The sequence below is a fragment of the Embleya australiensis genome (assembly GCF_051903075.1).
Taxonomy (GTDB): domain Bacteria; phylum Actinomycetota; class Actinomycetes; order Streptomycetales; family Streptomycetaceae; genus Embleya.
The window spans coordinates 1,657,215-1,675,463 of record NZ_CP182423.1 but is presented as its reverse complement, the minus strand read 5'-3'; the positions used below and the strand labels follow the sequence as shown (position 1 = coordinate 1,675,463).

Annotated in this window: 16 protein-coding genes; 5 read left to right on the top strand and 11 right to left on the bottom strand. The window is 72.1% G+C overall.

All coding sequences use genetic code 11. The features are described 5' to 3' along the window. Positions 1–3: 3 nt before the first annotated feature. The gene (gene dnaK / locus ACMXN5_RS37625; RefSeq protein ID WP_439679395.1) at positions 4–1,899 is read right to left on the bottom strand and encodes a molecular chaperone DnaK; all 1,896 of its coding nucleotides are present in this window, start codon (positions 1,897–1,899) and stop codon (positions 4–6) included. A 368-nt stretch (positions 1,900–2,267) separates the two neighbouring features. Here dnaK and ACMXN5_RS37620 point away from each other — a divergent pair, with 368 nt between their 5' ends. Further along, the gene (locus ACMXN5_RS37620) at positions 2,268–4,049 is read left to right on the top strand and encodes a PucR family transcriptional regulator (protein WP_439679393.1); all 1,782 of its coding nucleotides are present in this window, start codon (positions 2,268–2,270) and stop codon (positions 4,047–4,049) included. An 83-nt stretch (positions 4,050–4,132) separates the two neighbouring features. Here the strand turns inward: ACMXN5_RS37620 and ACMXN5_RS37615 are convergent, their stop codons facing one another. Together ACMXN5_RS37615 and ACMXN5_RS37610 are read right to left on the bottom strand one after the other, a co-directional pair. Further along, positions 4,133–4,249 carry a DUF397 domain-containing protein gene (locus ACMXN5_RS37615; RefSeq protein WP_439679391.1) on the bottom strand — a complete coding sequence of 39 codons (117 nt, stop codon included), beginning with the start codon at positions 4,247–4,249 and terminating at the stop codon, positions 4,133–4,135. Further along, positions 4,250–4,951: an SDR family NAD(P)-dependent oxidoreductase gene (locus ACMXN5_RS37610; RefSeq protein ID WP_439679390.1), complete on the bottom strand. Its 702-nt coding sequence runs from the start codon at positions 4,949–4,951 to the stop codon at positions 4,250–4,252. Between the two features lie 109 nt (positions 4,952–5,060). On the opposite strand from ACMXN5_RS37610, the gene ACMXN5_RS37605 reads away from it, so the two are divergent. Further along, entirely contained in the window at positions 5,061–5,669 is a 609-nt protein-coding gene (locus ACMXN5_RS37605) for a TetR/AcrR family transcriptional regulator (protein WP_439679388.1), read from the top strand. A 37-nt stretch (positions 5,670–5,706) separates the two neighbouring features. Here the strand turns inward: ACMXN5_RS37605 and ACMXN5_RS37600 are convergent, their stop codons facing one another. Next, a complete protein-coding gene (locus tag ACMXN5_RS37600; protein WP_439679386.1) occupies positions 5,707–6,660 on the bottom strand; it encodes a sigma-70 family RNA polymerase sigma factor in 954 nt (317 codons plus the stop codon). 20 nt (positions 6,661–6,680) lie between these two features. Then, positions 6,681–7,889 (bottom strand): NAD(P)/FAD-dependent oxidoreductase, encoded by a 1,209-nt coding sequence (locus tag ACMXN5_RS37595; RefSeq protein WP_439679384.1) that lies wholly within the window; start codon positions 7,887–7,889, stop codon positions 6,681–6,683. Positions 7,890–8,052: 163 nt separating this feature from the next. On the opposite strand from ACMXN5_RS37595, the gene aac(6') reads away from it, so the two are divergent. Both aac(6') and ACMXN5_RS37585 read left to right on the top strand, forming a co-directional pair. Further along, positions 8,053–8,529, top strand: a complete 477-nt coding sequence (aac(6'), locus tag ACMXN5_RS37590) for an aminoglycoside 6'-N-acetyltransferase (protein ID WP_439679382.1) — start codon at positions 8,053–8,055, stop codon at positions 8,527–8,529. Between the two features lie 40 nt (positions 8,530–8,569). After that, the gene (locus ACMXN5_RS37585; protein ID WP_439679380.1) at positions 8,570–9,568 is read left to right on the top strand and encodes an alpha/beta hydrolase; all 999 of its coding nucleotides are present in this window, start codon (positions 8,570–8,572) and stop codon (positions 9,566–9,568) included. A gap of 481 nt (positions 9,569–10,049) precedes the next feature. On the opposite strand, the gene ACMXN5_RS37580 is transcribed toward ACMXN5_RS37585, so the two are convergent. The 3 genes from ACMXN5_RS37580 to ACMXN5_RS37570 are packed head-to-tail and all read right to left on the bottom strand — an operon-like array spanning position 10,050 to position 14,805. Next, entirely contained in the window at positions 10,050–10,916 is an 867-nt protein-coding gene (locus ACMXN5_RS37580; protein WP_439679379.1) for a hypothetical protein, read from the bottom strand. Beyond that, positions 10,913–14,311, bottom strand: a complete 3,399-nt coding sequence (locus ACMXN5_RS37575; RefSeq protein WP_439679378.1) for a WD40 repeat domain-containing protein — start codon at positions 14,309–14,311, stop codon at positions 10,913–10,915. Before ACMXN5_RS37575 ends, ACMXN5_RS37580 begins: the two co-directional genes overlap by 4 nt. Next, positions 14,308–14,805, bottom strand: coding sequence for a hypothetical protein (locus ACMXN5_RS37570; protein ID WP_439679376.1), 498 nt, complete (start codon positions 14,803–14,805; stop codon positions 14,308–14,310). Before ACMXN5_RS37570 ends, ACMXN5_RS37575 begins: the two co-directional genes overlap by 4 nt. Before the next feature lie 320 nt (positions 14,806–15,125). On the opposite strand from ACMXN5_RS37570, the gene ACMXN5_RS37565 reads away from it, so the two are divergent. Continuing rightward, the gene (locus ACMXN5_RS37565) at positions 15,126–15,908 is read left to right on the top strand and encodes an isoprenyl transferase (RefSeq protein ID WP_126641854.1); all 783 of its coding nucleotides are present in this window, start codon (positions 15,126–15,128) and stop codon (positions 15,906–15,908) included. 10 nt (positions 15,909–15,918) lie between these two features. Here the strand turns inward: ACMXN5_RS37565 and ACMXN5_RS37560 are convergent, their stop codons facing one another. The 3 genes from ACMXN5_RS37560 to ACMXN5_RS37550 all read right to left on the bottom strand — a co-directional run bounded on the left by ACMXN5_RS37560 (position 15,919) and on the right by ACMXN5_RS37550 (position 18,236). After that, positions 15,919–16,536: a YciI family protein gene (locus ACMXN5_RS37560; protein WP_439679375.1), complete on the bottom strand. Its 618-nt coding sequence runs from the start codon at positions 16,534–16,536 to the stop codon at positions 15,919–15,921. Between the two features lie 107 nt (positions 16,537–16,643). Then, positions 16,644–17,543, bottom strand: coding sequence for a carbon-nitrogen hydrolase family protein (locus ACMXN5_RS37555; protein WP_439679373.1), 900 nt, complete (start codon positions 17,541–17,543; stop codon positions 16,644–16,646). A gap of 30 nt (positions 17,544–17,573) precedes the next feature. Next, positions 17,574–18,236: an SRPBCC family protein gene (locus ACMXN5_RS37550; RefSeq protein ID WP_439679372.1), complete on the bottom strand. Its 663-nt coding sequence runs from the start codon at positions 18,234–18,236 to the stop codon at positions 17,574–17,576. Positions 18,237–18,249 lie beyond the last annotated feature (13 nt).

Sequence of the window (18,249 nt, the reverse complement as noted above, 5' to 3'; positions counted from 1 at the left end):
ACCTCACTCCTTGTCGAACTCGGCGTCGATGACATCGTCGCCACCGTCGCTCGTGGGACCGTCCGGGGCGGCGTCCGGGCCTGCCCCGCCAACGGCCGCCCCGGCTCCCTGATGGGCCGCCAACCCGGCGAGCGCCTGCTGGAGTTCGGAGGTCAGGGGGCGCACCCGCTCCACCCCCGCCTCTTCCTCGACCGCCGCCCGCGCGTCGGACACCAGCATCTCGGCGCGCGCCTTCTCGTGCGCGGGCGCCCCGTCGCCCAGTTCGGCGAGGCGCTTTTCGACCTGGTAGGCGACGGCGTCGAGTTCGTTGCGGGCATCGACGGCCTCGCGGAGTGCCCGGTCCTCGTTTTGGTTGCACTCGGCCTCCTGGACCATGCGTTCGACCTCGCCACGGTCCAGGTTGGAACTCTCGGTGATGGTGATGCCCTGTTCCTTGCCGGTGTCCCGGTCGCGGGCCGTGACGTTGAGAATGCCGTTGGCGTCGATGTCGAAGGTGACCTCGACCTGCGGTTCGCCCCGCGGCGCCGGCCGGATGTCGGTGAGCTGGAACCGGCCGAGCACCCGGTTGTCGGCGGCCCGCTCGCGCTCGCCCTGAAGGACGACCACATCGACGGCAGGCTGGTTGTCCTCGGCGGTGGAGAACGTCTCGGTACGGCGCACCGGGATCGTGGTGTTCCGCTCGACGATCTTCGTCATCACTCCGCCGCGCGTCTCCACGCCCAGCGACAACGGTGTGACGTCGAGCAGCAGGACGTCCTTGACGTCGCCCTTGAGTACCCCGGCCTGGATCGCGGCGCCCAGGGCCACGACCTCGTCGGGGTTGACGCTCATGTTGGGTTCCTTGCCGCCGGTCAGCCGACGGACCAGGGCCTGGACCGCCGGGATACGCGTGGAGCCGCCCACCAGGATGACCTCGTCGATGTCGCTGTCACCGACCTTGGCGTCGGCCATCGCCTGCTGGACCGGGCCCAGGCAACGCTCCACCAGGTCGGCGGTGATCTGCTCGAACGTGGACCGCATGACCGAATCGGTGAGGTGTTTGGGGCCCGAAGCGTCCGCGGTGACGAACGGCAGGCTGACCTGCGTCTGCGTCACCGAACTGAGCTCCGTCTTGGCCTTCTCCGCCGCCTCGAACAGCCGTTGCAGCGCCTGCGGATCCTTGCGCAGGTCGATGCCGTTCTCCTTCTGGAAGTCGTCCGCGAGGTAATCCACCAGACGCCGGTCGAAGTCGTCGCCGCCCAGGTGGCTGTCGCCGGCGGTCGAGCGCACCTCCACCACGCCGTCGCCGACGTCGAGGATGCTTACATCGAAGGTGCCGCCGCCCAGGTCGAAGACGAGGACGGTCTCGTGCTGCTTGTTGTCCATGCCGTACGCGAGGGCGGCGGCCGTCGGCTCGTTGATGATCCGCAGCACCTCCAGCCCCGCGATGCGCCCGGCGTCCTTGGTGGCCGTGCGCTGGGCGTCGTTGAAGTAGGCGGGCACCGTGATGACCGCCTCCGTGACCCGTTCCCCCAGTTGCTTGGAGGCGTCGTCGGCGAGTTTGCGCAACACCTGAGCGCTGATCTCCTCAGGCGCGTACAACTTGTCGCGTACCTTGAAGCGCGCCGCCCCGCCGTCGCCCTCGACCACGTCGTACGCCACCGCTTTGGCCTCGTCGGAGATCTCGTCGAAGTGCCTGCCGATGAACCGCTTGGCCGAGTAGATGGTGCCCTTGGGGTTGAGGATCGCCTGCCGCCGGGCCAGTTGGCCCACCAGGCGTTCGCCGGTGTCGGTGAAGGCCACCACGGACGGTGTCGTGCGATTGCCCTCGCTGTTGGGTACGACGGACGGCTCGCCGCCCTCCCATACGGCGATCACCGAGTTGGTGGTGCCCAGGTCGATGCCCACTGCCTTGGCCATGAGGAACTTCTCCCTTCCGGCGCGGCGGCCCGCGCCGGCTCTCCGGATCAGATGCGCCCGGGTACGGATGAAACCTCCGCCGGGCGGTCCGCATCGCGCTGCGGCCACGCCGGCGACCGCTCCGCGGGGCGTGCGCCGACACGCCCGAAAGCCGGCCGCCCCGCGGGTGCGCCCGGTGGGTTGCGGACGCCTCCCAGGGTCGCGAGCCGAATGGCGCCACGCCTGCCCCTGGCGAGCCGGAAATGCACGGGCCCGGTCGTCCCACGAGGATGAGAGGGAGCATCCGAACGTCTCGGACACCCGGGCCGGGGAGGGGTGCCCGAAACATCTCCAGCCCTCTCGATGCCCGGGAAGAACGGAGTGATCCCATGGGTGACAGCCGGGTGCACACCCTGTATCGCCGCCGCTCCGACCGGGAGGGCAGCGTTACCCGGGGCGGCGGCGGGCGGCACGCCACGGCCACCCGGAGAGGGCGCCGCCCACCTGCCCTCGCCTCGACCAACCGTGCCCTCCACGAACTGACCGCGCTCTCCCGCGCCCAGTTCGACGCCCGGGACGGAGGCGAGATCCTGCGCCTGGCCATGGATCACACGGCCGCCGCGGGGCCGTACAGCGCCGAAGCCGGATACCTGAGGGTGAACGGCGACCTGGTCCCCAGTCCGAGGACCGCGCAGATCCATACCTCGGCCGTTGATCGAACAGTGCGGGAGCTGGCCGGGCGAGACGGCCCTGTGACCGTACCCGGGAGGCCCTGGAGCCGGGCCCTGGGGCTTCGCGGACCCGAGGGTCTCCACGGCTACCTGGTGGTGACGTCCCACTGCCGGCCCAGCGAGGCCGAGCGATCCCTGCTGGCGACGCTCGTCCGGCACACCGCGGCCGCTCTGTCGCTCGTCCACGCCCACCGCCGCCGACGCGAGGACGCGGTGGAACTGCACCGGCTCAAGGAGGAGCGCACAGCCCTCCGGCAGCAACTGGTCTCCGTCGTCGCCGAGCTGGGGTACCAGCGGGACATCCACGCGCTCATGACCGATGTGGCCGCCTCGGGCGGCGGCGAGGAGGCCGTCACCCGTGCACTGCACGGACTCACCGGACTCCCCGTGCTGGTCGAGGACCGCTTCGGTCGGCTGAGGTCCTGGACCGGCCCCGACCGACCCGACCCCTATCCGGAACCGGACCGCGTGCGCCAGGACGAGATGTTGCACGCCGTTGCCCGGGGGGTCGGACCCGTGCGGATAGAGGACCGGCTGATCACCCTGGTCCGCCCGCACGGCGAGATCCTGGCCGTACTGGCCCTGGTCGATACGGAGAGCGAGGCCGACGAACACACCGTGCTCGCGTTGGAAAACGCCGCCACGTCACTGGCCTGGGAGCTGGCGCACCTGCGCAACCTGGCCGAAGTGGAGCTGAGGCTGCGCCGGGAGCTGGTCGACGATCTCCTGGCAGGGACGGACGAGGAGAGCGCCTACGCCCGATCCGAGGCCGTGGGACACGACCTGCGCCGCAGCCACTACGTCGTCGTGGCGCAGTGGTCGAACCGGGCTGCGGACGATTCCTTCGCGCAGACGGTGGACCGGGCGGCCTCCGCCGTGGGCATGCGGTCGCTGCTGACCCGGCGCTCCGACCACGTGGTCCTGGTCGCCGAGGACCGGCCTGACGCCCACGCGTTGTACAAGGCTCTGGCCCGGGAGACCGGGTCACTGTCCGGGGCGATCGGTGTGAGCGGCCCGTGCGACTCCCCGGACGACATCCCCCACCGCTACCAGGAGGCGCGGCGCGCCCTGGAGGTGCGCCGCGCCTCTCGCGAACGTTACGGCACGACGTTCTTCGACCAGCTGGGCCTGTACCGGATCCTGGGACCCGGCAACGATCGCCGGGAACTGGAGATGTTCGTGCGCGAGTGGCTCGGGCAGCTCATCGACTACGACTCCCTGCACCACACGGCCATGGTGGAAACCCTGTCGCGGTACTTCGACTGCGGCGGCAACTACGACGAGACCGCCGAGTCCCTCGTGATCCATCGCAGTACGCTCCGTTACCGCCTCCAGCGCATCCGCGACATCAGCGGCAACGACCTCGCGAACGTCGAGGACCGGCTCAACCTCCAGGTGGCCACCCGAGTGTGGAAGATCGTGTTGCACGGCCGCGGCTGACACCCTGCCGAAAGTGCGGTGGCGACGGGAAGGGAGCCCGCCCTGAACGGGCGTCGCCGATCTGCGGCGTGTAGGCGTGAACTCTAGGCTGCCGACCGCGTGTTCTTGAGGGCGGTCAGGAACGGGGCCCAAGTGGCCTCACGGAAGAGGAAGGTGCCCCGGTCGGGGGCCTTGGAATCGCGTATCGCGGACCCCCTCATCTACCAGGGCACCACCTCGCCGTTCAGGTCCAGGAACTGGAGCCCGGGGGCGCCTGCTTGCGCCTCCAGGACGTCGACCACCGCCGGGATGCTCTCCTCGGGGGCCAATGGTGCGTCGAAGCCGCCCAACCTCGTCCGGTTGTGGCCCGGGTCGATGAGGAGCTTCGTGTGGTTGTCGTCGGCGTGGCGGGTCGTGTAGCTGCGCATCAGCTGGTTGAGCGCGGCCTTGCTGGCCTTGTACAGCTCGTAGCCGCCCTCGGTGTTGCGCGAGATGCTGCCCTGGTCGGACGACATGACCGCGACCGTCCCGCCCGGCGCGACGAGTTCGCGCAGTGCTTCGAGAGCGCGCAGCGGGCTGAACGCGTTGGTGATCATCACCTCGGTGAACATCTCCGTCGGGACCTGATCGATCGGCAGATCGCCCCGGTCGATCGCGGCGTTGACGAAGAGCAGATCGAGTCGCGTGCCCGCCAGGTGCTTGCGCAGCGACGCCAGGTCCTCGGCGCTGTTCATCTCCAACGACTCGACCGTCAGCCTGCCTCCCGAGCGGCGGGCCATCGCGCGCAGTTCGTCGCCGTCCGCGCGCACGGTCGCGGTGACCTGCCAGTCGCGGCGAACCAGTTCGTCGGCGAGGACGAGGCCCAAGCCTCGGGAAGCGCCGATGACGAGGGCCTGGCGCGGGGTTGTGGTGGTGCCGGACACATTCGCTCCTTCATGGGGTCGATGGCTTTAATCTAGACGCGACGTCGTGTCTAGACAAGACGTTGCGTCAAGACTGGATCGCGGCGGCGCCGCCCGGTACGGTGTCCGCATGTCCGCCGCAAGCTCTCCGCCCCCCAGGGCGCACTCCGGGAATCGGCGCGACGAGGCCGCGCGTCTGGCCGTGCTCCACGCCGCAGACGACCTGCTCGTCGAGCACGGCTTCGGTGCGCTGACCATCGAGTCCATCGCCCGCCGGGCCGGTGTCGCCAAGCAGACGATCTACCGCTGGTGGCCGTCGAAGGTCGAGATCCTGCTCGATGTACTCGTCGAGGACAGCGAGAAGCGTTTCCCGGTGCCGACGGAGGAGCGGCCGACGGCCGACGACATCCGGCGTTATCTGCGGGCCTTCGCGCGCTTCGTCACCCGCGATCCGGCGGGCCGGGTCCTGCTCGCGCTCCTGGCCGAGGCCCAGCACCACTCCGCCACGGCCGCCTCGCTGCACGAGCGCTATCTCGACCCCCGTCGCGCCGCCGAGCGGGACCTGCTCGCCCGCGCCACCGCCGCCGGCGAGATCGCCCCCGTCCTGGCCCCCGACGCCACGATGGACGCCCTCGTCGGCCCGATCGTCTACCGCGCGATGACCGGCTCGACCATCCCACGAGCCCTGGTCGACACCCTCGTCACGGACCTGCTCAAGCCCCGCCGTCCCCCAGCCTGAGCAGCGGGCGCCGGCACAGCCTGAGCAGCGGGCCCCGTCACCACCGGGGGACGAGCGGCGTGCCCGGCGTGTGCCGCCGCCATGCCTCGGTGAGGCGGGTCAGGCGGACGGGGGCGGCGATGCCGCGCACGGTCGCGATCCGGCCGCCGGTGAGGTCGAACGTCACCGCGCCGACGACCCGGTCGTCGACGACGAAGAGCATGGCGGGGGCGCGGTTGACGAGTGCGAAGTGCACGGTGGGCGTGCCTCCGGCGAGTCGCCGCTTCGCCGGTGTGGGATTGAACCCGGCGCGGGCGACGGCGGCGATGCGCTGCGGGGTGTCGTACCGCACCAACTTCTCGACCAGGCCGGCGCCGTCGGAGATCGCGGTCGCGTCGTCGGTGAGCAGCGTCACCAGGTGTTCGGTGCGGCCCGACGCGGCGGCGGCGAGGAATTCCTCGACGATCCTGCGGGCGGTCGCGGGGTCGACCTCGCCGGCGGGGCGGTGCGCGGCGGTGAGGCGGCGCCGGGCCCGGTGGAGGTGCTGCTGGCTTGCGGACTCGGTGATGTCGGTGATGTCGGCGATTTCGGCATGGCTGTACGAGAACGCTTCGCGCAGGATGTACACGGCCCGTTCGACGGGGGACAGGCGCTCCATCAGGGTCAGTACGGCCAGGGAGACCGATTCGCGCTGCTCGACGGTGTCGGCCGGGCCGAGCATCGGGTCGCCGTCCAGGAGCGGTTCGGGCAGCCAGGCACCTACGGCGCGTTCGCGGCGGGCCCGTGCCGAGCGGAGCCGGTCCAGGCACAGGTTGGTGACGACCTTGGTCAGCCACGCTTCCGGCACCTCGATCCGCCGCCGGTCCGCGGCCTGCCAGTGCAGGAACGCGTCCTGCACGGCGTCCTCGGCGTCGGCGGCGGAGCCGAGCAGCCGGTACGCCAACGAGGCCAGTCGGGTGCGGCCGGCCTCGAACCGATCGGTGTCGAACCGATCCGTGGCGGTGCTGTCCATGCGCATCACCCTAGGGTCGGCTACGCGACGGCCTGCGTGGCGCTCGGGTCCGGCACGACAGCCAGGCGGTGCCGGCGCCTGGGCAGACCGAAGGTCGGATGCATGGTGGCCCACAGCGACATCCGGATGATGCCCGCCTTGAGCCGCGCCGCCTTTCGGCCGCCCACGTACTTCGGCTTCGCCCGCCCTTCGTCGTCGACCGTCTGCAGGATGCCGTCCCGCCGCCCGAGGCTGATGTGGTTGTACGCGTAGACCAGCTTGGTGTTCGTGACCTCGCGGCCGGTCAGGCGGGCGACGATCGTGTCGATCGCCTGGCCGGCGGTGTAGCCGGCCGAGGCACAGGACATCGGCAGCGGCCGGCCGTTGTCGCCGATGGCGTGGGCGCTGTCGCCGATGGCGTGGACGTCCGGGTGCGAGACCGAGCGCATGGTGCGATCGACCACGATCCGACCGCTCGCGGTGACCTCCAGTCCGCCGGCGGCGGCGATGGGGGCGACCGCGAACCCGGCCGTCCATACCGTTGCGTCGGAGGCCAGGGCGGTGCCGTCGGCGCACAACACCCGTGTCGCCTCGACGGTTTCGACCTCGGTGCGCTCCAGGACCGTGATGCCCAGTCGGTCGCAGGCCCGGCGCAGCCGGCCTCGGGCTCCGGCGGAGAGCCGGGCACCCAACTCGCTGCGGGCGATCAGCGTCACCGTGAGGCCGGGGCGGGATTCGGCGATCTCGGTGGCGGTCTCGATGCCGGTCAACCCGTCGCCGACGACCAGTACCCGCCCGCCCCCGCCCAGGCCGGCCAGGCGCTCGCGCAGGCGCAGCGCCGAGGGGCGGGCGGCGACGTCGAAGGCGTGCTCCGCCGCGCCGGGGACGCCGTGGGCGTCGCCGTGGCTGCCGAGTGCGTATACGAGCGTGTCGTAGGCGAGTTCGTCGCCGTGAGCGCCATGGTCGCCGCCATCGGCGTCGGCCATGGCGACGACCCGGCGCTCGGGGTCGACGGCGGTGACCCGGGCCACGCGCAGCCGTATCCCCGTGCCCGCGAAGACGTCGACGAGCCTCGGGGCCTCGATCCTGCGGCCGGCCGCGAGCTGGTGCAGCCGCATGCGCTCGACGAAGTCCGGCACGGCGTTGACCACGGTGATCTCGGTGTCCGCCGGGGACAACCGACGGGCCAGGACCCCGGCCGCGTAGGTCCCGGCGTAGCCGGCGCCGAGGACGACGGCCCGGTGCTTCATGGACGGCTCCTGTCGGTTCGCCTGCTCTCGGTGGCTTGAGCGGGACAGCGCCCCGATTGCTGACAGGAGTCGCATGTGGCATGGGTCACAGCACATCGGGGTCGGGCCGTGGGGCGACGTGCGGGAGTCACGGTCGCGCGCCGCCGGGTGTGAGAATGCGGGCATGGAGGAACTGCGTGGGGATCGGGTCGTGTTGCGGGCGGTTGTCGAGGCGGATCGGGCGATCCTCGATCGCATCGTCGCCGAGCCGGAGGTGGCGGCGTGGTGGGCGCCGCCGGAGGACTACGAGGACATGTGGGCGGTCGTCTTCGAGGGCGAGGTCATCGGGGCCGTGCAATGCGACGAGGAGACCGATCCCGAGTACCGCCACGCCGGCATCGACCTGTTTCTGACGACGAGCCGGCACGGGAAGGGGCTCGGCTCCGACACGGCCCGCACCCTCGCCCGGTGGCTGCTGGAGGAACGCGGCCACCACCGGCTGACCATCGACCCGGCGGCGGCCAACGCGGCCGCGATCGGCTGCTACACCAAGGTCGGCTTCAAGCCCGTCGGAATCATGCGGCGCTACTGGCGCGACCACCGCACGGGCGACTGGGAGGACGGCCTGCTGATGGACCTGCTCGCGGAAGAACTGACCTGAGCCGCCGGCGGTCGTCCGGGCGGGTGGTTGACTGCGTCGTATGGACCCCACGCGTACCTTCGGAGCCGCGCCGCCGTTCGACCCCGAACCGGGCGGCGGGGCGTCGGCGCAGCCGCTGACGCCGGAGAACCTCGCGGAGCGGCAGGCCCGGGACGCGGCCGTGCGGCCCAGGCCGACGCCCGAGCAGTTGCGCGACGGCGGACGCTTCGAAGTGGACGAACTACGCGTGCCGGGCCCGCCGGACGGGCCCGACGTCACGCTCGTGAGCGCCCGCCCCGCCGGGGTCGCCCGCCCGCTGCCGCTCCTGTACTACATGCACGGCGGCGGCATGGTCTCGGGCAACGCGTGGTCCGTACTCCCGCGCCTCCTGCGCGCGTGGGCCCACCGACTCGAACTGGCCGTCGTCTCCGTCGAATACCGCCTGGCACCCGGAACACGCCACCCGGGACCGGTGGAGGACTGCTACGCCGGACTCGTCCACGTCGCCGAACACGCGGCCGACCTCCGTATCGACCCGGACCGCGTCGTCGTCGGCGGCAAGAGTGCCGGCGGCGGACTCGCGGCGGCCCTCGCCCTGCTCACCCGCGACCGAGGCGGCCCCGCGCCGATCGGCCAACTCCTCCTGTCCCCGATGCTCGACGACCGCAACGACAGCGTCTCGGCCCGACAGATGGCCGGTCTCGACCCCTGGGACCGCACCTCCAACGCAACCGCCTGGCAGGCCCTCCTCGGCGAGCGCGCCCACGACCACGACGTCTCCCCCTACGCCGCCCCCGCCCGCGCCGTCGACCTGTCCCGCCTGCCCCCGGCCTACCTCGACGTCGGCTCCGCCGAAACCCTCCGCGACGAGGCCGTCACCTACGCCGACGCCATTTGGCGAGCCGGCGGCCGAGCCGAACTCCACGTCTGGCCCGGTGCCTTCCACGGCTTCGATACCCACGCCCCCCAGGCAGCGACAAGCCGAGCCGCACACGAAACCCGCACCCACTGGCTCCACCGCACCCTCACGCCGGCCCGAGACCACCCACCCGCCGACTGATCGCCCCGAACCACGAGGCGCGACGCGACCCGGCACCGGGGAAGGTCGCGTTGGCGGCGGGGATCGCCGAGCGGGCGGGCGCGTCAGGCCCGTGGCACAGCCTCGACACGATCAACGGCCACGCCGCGTGGTAGCGGCCGTTCCCGCGGTTCGCCCACGCCCGTCGGCCGTGGGTGACCTCGGTCGAGGCGATCACGCCGGTCGGGTGGCGGGAGTGGCGGCTCGCCTCGACTACACCAGGCGCGACCGCGTCGAGCAGTTCCACCCCGAGTCGACGACTCCACGCGCCGCTGCGTAGCGCCTGCGGCGCGCAGCAGGACGCCCAGGGACGGGCACCGTCGAGCGCCCGAGGCGGTACAAGTCACCGAAGGCGACGCGGTCACCATGCCGCGCGAGGCGCGAGGCGCGAGGCGCGAGGCCACGGACAGGCGGGCCCGAACCCGCGGGACTCGACTGATGCCGTGGGCACTTCGTGGCGCTGCTACATCCTTCCCGGGTGTCGGGGTGTGTCGCGGAGGATTTCGCCGAGGCGTGGGTGGGCGAGGTAGTTCTTGGCGAGGTGGAAGTCGAAGGTGTGGATGAGGGTGTGTTCGTCCGTGTCGACGCCGGTGAAGGTGCGGCCGATGCCGCCTTTGGGGATGGCGACGATGTCGCCGGGGTCGGCGAGGTTGACCCAACGGGCGACACCGGGCGGGCGGGCGCCTCGGCCGTCGACGAGCGCCGGTTGTAGGCGGGGCAGGACCGCGTGGGGCAGGGCGAGCGGTGAACCGAGGGTGACGAGAAGGTCGACGGGCAGGTCCGGGCGGGCCCACAGAGCCTCGTAGGCGACGACGGAGCCGAGGGAGTGGGCGATCACCGCGCGGGCGCCGGTGGTTTCGACGGCGTCGGTGACGCGGGTCCGGGCGGCGGCGCGGGCGGCGCTGTGCGGGTCCTTGAGGTAGGCGGGGACCTCCCGGCACAAGAGCGCGACGAACCACCTGGTGGCCGGCGCGCCCAGGCCGCGCATACGCGCGAGGGTCTCGGCGGCTTGGCGCACCTCGATGGTGGACCGGCCCGCGGCGACGCCGGTGGGCAGGTCGAACGCGTCCATCCATTGGCGGGCGAACTCGGCCTCGGCCGGGTCCAGGTCGTCGAGGTCGTCCCCGGCGCCTTGGCGGCCGGGCTTGCGGAGCAGGTCGGCGTAGTAGGCCACGGACACCTCGGGTGGCGGACCGCCGTCTCCGGCGCGGCGCAGGGCGGTGGCGAGGTGGTTCTGCCAGATGCGTCCCAGGGTTCGGGCGGCTTGCTCGGGGGTTTCGCCGCGGCGGAGGTTTCCGATGCCGTGGACTCCCACGACGGGCTGGATCACGCATCCTCCTGAGTGGTGGTGTCGGCGTGCCCGGGGGCCGGCCGTGCCGGCGATGGGGAGGAGGCGCGTGTCAGGAGCGCGACGTCCGCGCCGAATCCGACGAACAGCCGATTTCCGTCTCCGACGGCGAGCGCGTGGCAGGGAGCGGGCAGGAGGATCCGGTCGATGCATCGTCTCGAGCCCAGGTCCCACACCCGCACCGTGCGATCGTCGGAACCGGTCACCGCGACGGGGCGCCCGTCCACGACCGTGCACGCCACAGCTCTCACCGAGTGGGTGTGTCCGGTGAGGGGTTCGCCGCGTGGCCGGCCGCTGGTCAGGTCCCACACGCGCACCGTGCGGTCCTCGGAGCCGGTTACCGCGATGGGGCGCCCGTCCACGACCGAACATGCCACCGCATTCACCGAGCCGGTGTGTCCGGTGAGGGGTTCGCCGCGTGGTTGTTCGCTGGTCAGGTCCCACACGCGCACCGTGCGGTCCTCGGAGCCGGTTACCGCGATGGGGCGCCCGTCCACGACCGAACATGCCACCGCATTGACCGAGCCGGTGTGTCCGGTGAGGGGTTCGCCGCGCGGCCGGTCGCTGGTCAGATCCCACACCCGCACCGTGCAGTCGCTGGAGCCGGTCACTGCGACGGGGCGCCCGTCCACGACCGTGCATGTGACCGCAATCACCGCGTCGGTGTGTCCGGTGAGGGGTTTGCCGTGCGGCTGACCGCTGGTCAAGTCCCACACCGGCACCGAGAGGTCGAAAGAGCCGGTCACCGCGACCGGTTGCCCTTCCACGACCGCGCACGCCACCGCAATCACCGAGCCGGTGTGTCCGGTGAGGGGTTCGCCGCGCGGCCGGTTTCTGATCAGATCCCACACCCGCACCGTGCGGTCGTCGGAGCCGGTCACCGCGACCGGTCGCCCGTCCACGACCGTGCACGCCACCGCATTCACCCAGCCGGTGTGTCCGGGCAGGGGTTCGCCGCGCGGTTGTTCGCTGAACAGGTCCCACACCCGAACGCTGTGATCCCGGGAGCCGGTCACCGCGACCGGTCGCCCGTCCACCACCGTGCACGCCACCGCAATCACCGCGTCGGTGTGTCCGGTGAGGGGTTCGCCGCGCGGTCGGCCGCTGGTCAGGTCCCACACGCGCACCGTGCGGTCGTCGGAGCCGGTCACGGCGACGGGGCGCCCGTCCACGACCGTGCACGCCACCGCAAGCACCCAGCCGGTGGGTCCCGTAAGGGACTTACCGCATGGTTGTTCGCTGGTCAGGTTCCACACCCGCACCGTGTCGTCGTCGGAGCCGGTCACCGTGACGGGGCGCCCGTCCACGACCGTGCACGCGACCGCGATGACCGCGTCGGTGTGTCCGGTGAGGGGCTTGCCGCGCGGCCGGCCGCTGGTCAGGTCCCACACCCGCATGGTGTGGTCGTCGGAGCCGGTTACCGCGACGGGGCGCCCGTCCACCACCGTGCACGCCACCGCGATGACCGCGTCGGTGTGTCCGGTGAGGGGTTCGCCGCGCGGCCGGCCGCTGGTCAGGTCCCACACCCGCACGGTGTGGTCGTCGGAGCCGGTCACCGCGACGGGGCGCCCCTCCACGACCGCATACGCCACCGCATTCACCCAGCCGGTGTGTCCCGTGAGGGTGTCGCGCCACGCCGGGTCCAGGTGCCCGCCCGCTGCCGCGATTGCCGTCCACGTGCCCGCGTGGGTCCTGTCGGTGAAGGCGGCCACGAGCGGGGCGGCGTTGTGGCGTGCCGCGTCCAGGGTGAGGATGCGGCGGCGGGTGGTGGGGTCGGTGTGCCGGTGCCGGCCGATGGAGGTGCGGTAGACGGCCCGGGCCGTTCGGGCGTCGTCGGTGTGTGCGTGGGGGAAGGCGGGGACGAGGGCGGCCGGGTCTCCGTGGACCAGGTACTCGCTGTGGGCGAGGAGTTCGTCGAGGCGGCCGGCGGCGTCGGCGTGCTCGAGGGCGTGGCGCAGGAGGTAGGGGGGTGCGGTTCCCCAGTCGCGGACGTGGCCGTCGTGGGTGGTGTGGGTGGCCAGGAGGTGGTCGAGGACGTCGTCGGGTGTGGGGGTGGTGGACGAGTCGGTGAGGTGGTCGACCAAGGCCTGGTGGAAGAGGCGGTGGAGCAGGGCGCCGTCGGTGTCGGGGGTGGCGCGCAGGTAGAACAGGGCGTCGGGCAAGAGGATGCGTGCGCGTTCGGGGTCCAGGTCGGCGAACAGGCCGGCGAGCGGCAGTGCCACCTCCAGGGGCATGCCCTCCCCCCGGGCCAGGGCCGTGGCCGCGAGGATGGCGCGGATGTCGCGGCCGTGGGGGTGTGCGGCCAGGTCCAGATCGAGGACGGCGGGCAGCGTCGTGGGCGCGCCGGCACCCAGTCGCTCGGCCGCGTCGACGCTGTTCGGGGCGGGGATTCGCGCCAGGTGTCGGGTGAAGATCCCGGCCACCAGGAACGCCCCCCACTGCGCCCGCTGCCCGCCGGGCGGGGAGAGGCGATCGGCGACGGCGCGCGCCAGGCGCTCGCGGATCGCGCGCATCCGAGGCGGGGCGTAGCCGGGCGTCGTCGCGAGGATGCCGGCCAGGTGGTCCGCGACGTCGGCGCGGACCTCGTCGGGGTCGGCGTCGTCCAGGTCCACCAGGCCGCCCGCCGCCTCCGCAAAGTCGAACAGCGTGGCGAACTGCGGCCAGGGACGGGTGCCCACCAGCAGGCGGACCGCCGGGCGGCCGTCGGCGCGGACCGTACCGGCCAGGCGCACCAGCTCCGCGCACAACCCCACCGGGTCCGACGCTTCGTCCAAGGCGTCCACGACGACCGCCGGTACCTCGCCCGCGCCGGGGAGCAGGCTCGTGAGCCCGGCGGCGTCCAGCGGTTCGTCCGGTGCGGTGGTGGGGTCGAGTTGGCGCGCGATCGAGGTGAACACCTCGGTGGTGGTGCGGTTGCGGGCGTGGACCGCCGCCAGTCGGTCATTGACCGAGGGGCAGCCCTGCGGGTCGCGGGCCAACCGCGCCCGAACGTGCGGCGCGACCGGGACCAGCTCGGGGTGCGCGGCACACGCGAGTGCGCCCAGCAGCGCCGACTTGCCCACCCCGGGATTGCCCACCACCACCCGCAGACCGCCCGCGTCGACGTCGTCCAGCCACGGCGCGAGCGCGCGCAGCTGGGAGCGCCGGCCGGTGAACTGCGTACCGGCCTTGTCGGCGAAGTGCCGCGCGTCACCCGGGTCGAGGAAGACGCGCAGCGCCGGATCGACATCGGCCACGCTCGCCGCGGCCGGATCGTGAAAGGGGTTGGGGAAGAACGGCAACGCCGGTTCGTCCTCGGCCAGGACCATCGCGGTGCTCTGCACGCTCTGCACCGGCCCCGGCATCCGCTCCACCCGCCGGCGCACGCGCCGGGTCACCGTCGAGAACGGCCGCCGCCCGACGCGGCGATCACCCACGCGTTGGCCGGCGCGTGCGAACCGTGGACCAGGTGCGGAAGCGCCGCCGCCCGACCCGACCGGCACAGATCGAACAGGAACAACGTCGCCACACCGCACTCCTGCGCGTCGTCCACCCACTGCGCCGCGTTCGTCCCGTGCCCCACCAGCGCGTCCGCCGGCACCACGTCCACCCGCCCCGGATTCGAACCGCTCGCCTTCCCGTGCGAGGCCACGTACACCACCCGCGCGGTCCCGATCGCACCCGCCACCGCCGCACGCAACGCGGCCGAGCCGACGTCGCGGTGCACCCGCGTCGCATACCCCAGACGCTCCAGCGCCGCCGACACCCGCGGTACCACCTGGTCGACGAACGGCAACTCCGCCCACGCCGAACCGCCGACCGCGACCTCTTCATCCGAGGCGTCCGCCTCGAAACGCCCGATCCCCACCACCACCGCACGCTCCACACCCACCCGTGCCCCCTCGTCCACAGGCGATCCAGCCTGCCAGGCACCGACCGGCCCCACCCGCCGAACACAAGGGTTCCCGCGCTGTGGCCGGCGAGCGTGCGCTCCGCCCGGTCGAAATGGCACGGGGTAGCGAGTAGCCGATATGCCGTAATAGTTCGATATATGACACATGCGCTACAGTGGCCCCGATGCATCCGCGGGTGTGGCACCCGGCCAAGTAGCCTGTGTGGTAACGGCTTTGGGGACGCTTGGCGAAGCGGGTGAGGTAACCCCCCTGGTAGGGTCCGCCGAGGCTGCCACGACGTGATGCGACGGAGAAGGTCATGAAGCTGCTCCCGCTGTTCATTCGACGGCCGATCGAGGCGGTGTACGAGCGCCGGCTGGCCTCGACCCTGGTCGGGCTGCCGCGTCCGCAGAACGTCGGGATCATGCTCGACGGCAATCGGCGCTGGGCGCGCAAGGCGGGGCACTCCGACGTGCGGGAGGGCTACCGGGCCGGCGGCGCGAAGGTGACCGAGTTCCTGGGCTGGTGCAGTGCCGCCGGGATCGAGCACGTGACCCTGTTCATGCTCTCCGACGACAACCTCGGCCGGCCCGCCGAGGAGCTGGGCCCGCTGATCGAGATCATCGAGGAGACCGTCCGGGACATCACCGCCGAGGGCCGCTCCTGGGAGGTCCAGGTGATCGGCTCGCTGGACATGCTGCCCGGAGCCGGCGCCCGGGTGCTCAAGGAGGCCACCGCCGCGACGGCCGGGCGCGGCGGGCTCAGGGTGGACGTCGCGGTCGGGTACGGCGGACGGCGGGAGATCGTCGACGCGGTCAAGAGCGCGTTCGAGCAGCACATGGCGGCCGGCGGCGACCCGGCCGAGCTGGTCGAGCGGTTCGAGATCGAGGACATCTCGCGGCACCTGTACTCGCCGACCGCCGCCCACACCGACTTCATCATCCGCACATCCGGCGAGCAGCGGCTGTCCGGCTTCCTGCTCTGGCAGTCCGCCTACGCCGAGATGCACTGGGTGGACTGCTACTGGCCGGCCTTCCGGCACGTGGACTTCCTGCGCGCACTGCGCTCGTACGCCACCCGCGAGCGCCGCTTCGGCAAGTAGGCCGAGCCGATCAGTCGTCGTCCTGGTCCCGGCCGCCGAAGCACCAACCGTGCGCCTCGATGCTCGCGTACAGGTCGGCCCGCGCGTACGGGCTCCGCCCGAGCAGCGCCACGGCCGTCGCGTGGTTCGGGAGTTCGGCCAGGATCGCGGTGCCCAGCCACCGCGCGCCGTCCTCGGACAGCAGCGGCCCGCACACGATCAGCGACCCGGCGTGCTCGCCGTCGAGCAGGTGGCGGCGCTGTTCGGCGTGCAGCGCGTCCCGGGCCGCGGTCCTGTCGGGGCGGGCGTGGGCGAGGATCAAAAATCGCGGCCCGGCCGGCGAACTCCCCTTGAAGTCCCACATCTTCCGGCCCAGCGTGTTGCCCCACCGGCGGATCAGCACCTCCGGCTCGTACACGCCCGCCCGGTGGTTCGGCTCGTCGTAGGCGAACTCCCGGACCGCGTCCGCATCCGGCAGATCGACGATGTGCACACTGCCGGTCACCGTCTCCCCGTCGGCGGCGAACGTCGGCCCCCGGGCGATCATGCCCTCGGCGTAGCGGTCCATGAACGCCCAGTGCTCTTCCAGGAGTTCGTCGCGCAGCGGCCGTGTTCCCGGCCGGTCGCGACAGTAGAACAGGTACTCCATGTCGGATCCCCCCGTGCGGTGTCGCGGTGTCGCCATGCATGCTACGCGCGACGGGCCGGCGAGGGAGCAACCCCCGCCGGCCCGTCGCGCCGCCCGTCGCCGGAGTCCTACCCGTGCGGGAACGTCGTCTTCGCCGGACGCACCAGATCGTCCGCGTAGTTGGCGATCAGCTCCAGGTTCCGGTCGGCCAGGTGGTCGAACACCTGCGGCACGCTCGAACCCGGGGTCAGCGACGCCAACGCGCGCTCCGGGTCGAGCCGGGCCGAGACCCAACCCTCGTGGGAGGACCCGCGCGCGATCACCTCGGCGCCCGGCGTGACGATCATCGAGTTGCCGAAGTACAACACGCCCGCCGGGTCGCTGCCGGTGGCGTTGGCGCCGACGACGTAGACGTGGTTGTCGTACGCCCGTGCGCGGTTGGTGAGCTCCCACAGGTCGGCGGAGCGCAGCAGCGCCGACGGACGGCAGATCACCTCCGCGCCCTGCACGGCCTGGATCCGGCTCAGCTCCGGGTAGTCGCCGTCGAAGCAGATGATCATGCCGATCCGACCGAGGTCGGTCTCCACCACGCTGACGTGCTCACCGGGCGTCACCCACCCACCGCGCGAGCGCAGTTCGGGGCCGAAGGGGTGGGTCTTCCGGTACACGCCGAGCACCTGCCCGTCGGGACCGGCCAGCACCGACGAGTTGTACACCTCGCCGCGCGCGGCGCCGCGCTCGTACGTGCCCCACACCAGGTGCACGCCCAACTCCCGGGCCCGCTCCTGGAACGGCTCGGTGAGCCTGCCCGGGATGGCGTCGACCAGGTCCCACAACTCCTCGGCGGGCAGCGCCGGGGTGAAGCCCGTGGTCACACTCTCCGGCAGTACCACCAACTCCGCGCCGGTCGACTCGACGCAGCGGGTCACCCACTGCGACGCGTGGGCGATGTTCGCCTCGACCACCGCGGCTGTGAGCGGCCCCGGGCGAGGTACGACCTGAACGGCCGCGGCCGTGAACGCACGCATGTTGTCGCTCCCTTCCCGAAACGAACCGGATCAGCGCCGACGCGCGATCACGCCGCCGACGATCGCGCCCAGCAGCGCCACCGCCGCGCCGAACAGCGCGCCCTTGGCGAAGTCGTCGCCGGAGAAGGCGGACGCCGGGGCCGCGTACGTACCCGCCGGAGCCGCGAGCGCGCCGCCATCCGCCGTCGCCACCACGGGAGTTCCGTTGACCGCCGCCGGCACGCCACCCTTCGGCGCGGCCGTCAGCGGCGTCTGCCCGGTCAGGATCTTGTCCACCGACTTGAAGAACTCGCCGGCCGTCTTCTTGGCCACCCCGGTCAGCATGCGCTGCCCGACACCGCCGATCACGCCGCCGACCACGGCCTCCGCGTCGTACTCCAACCGCGTCCGGCCGCCGTCGATGTCCTCCAGCGTCACCTTCACCTCGGCGCTGACCGTACCCGGACCGCCCGAGCCGGACGCCTTGAGCATGAACGAGCCCGGCGGTACCTGGTCGGTGAGCTGCACGTTGCCCAGGTAGGTGCCCTTGATCGAGGCGACGCCCATCGTCACCGTCATCCGGTACGCGTCGGGACCGGTCTCCTCCAGCTTCTCGCAGCCGGGGATCGTGCGGGTGAGCACGGCCGGGTCGTTCAGCGCCGCCCAGACCTTGTCGGCAGGGGCGTTCAGGATGGCGTTTCCTTGGACCTTCATGCTGGCTCGTGCT

Bases quoted from the DNA above. Each gene is read 5' to 3' on its own strand.
- ACMXN5_RS37600 (WP_439679386.1), bottom strand. From the start codon at position 6,660: ATGGACAGCACCGCCACGGATCGGTTCGACACCGATCGGTTCGAGGCC.
- ACMXN5_RS37585 (WP_439679380.1), top strand. From the start codon at position 8,570: ATGGACCCCACGCGTACCTTCGGAGCCGCGCCGCCGTTCGACCCCGAA.
- ACMXN5_RS37595 (WP_439679384.1), bottom strand. From the start codon at position 7,889: ATGAAGCACCGGGCCGTCGTCCTCGGCGCCGGCTACGCCGGGACCTAC.
- ACMXN5_RS37560 (WP_439679375.1), bottom strand. From the start codon at position 16,536: ATGGAGTACCTGTTCTACTGTCGCGACCGGCCGGGAACACGGCCGCTG.
- ACMXN5_RS37550 (WP_439679372.1), bottom strand. From the start codon at position 18,236: ATGAAGGTCCAAGGAAACGCCATCCTGAACGCCCCTGCCGACAAGGTC.
- ACMXN5_RS37615 (WP_439679391.1), bottom strand. From the start codon at position 4,249: ATGAGGGGGTCCGCGATACGCGATTCCAAGGCCCCCGACCGGGGCACC.
- ACMXN5_RS37555 (WP_439679373.1), bottom strand. From the start codon at position 17,543: ATGCGTGCGTTCACGGCCGCGGCCGTTCAGGTCGTACCTCGCCCGGGG.
- ACMXN5_RS37605 (WP_439679388.1), top strand. From the start codon at position 5,061: ATGTCCGCCGCAAGCTCTCCGCCCCCCAGGGCGCACTCCGGGAATCGG.
- ACMXN5_RS37565 (WP_126641854.1), top strand. From the start codon at position 15,126: ATGAAGCTGCTCCCGCTGTTCATTCGACGGCCGATCGAGGCGGTGTAC.
- dnaK (WP_439679395.1), bottom strand. From the start codon at position 1,899: ATGGCCAAGGCAGTGGGCATCGACCTGGGCACCACCAACTCGGTGATC.
- ACMXN5_RS37620 (WP_439679393.1), top strand. From the start codon at position 2,268: ATGGGTGACAGCCGGGTGCACACCCTGTATCGCCGCCGCTCCGACCGG.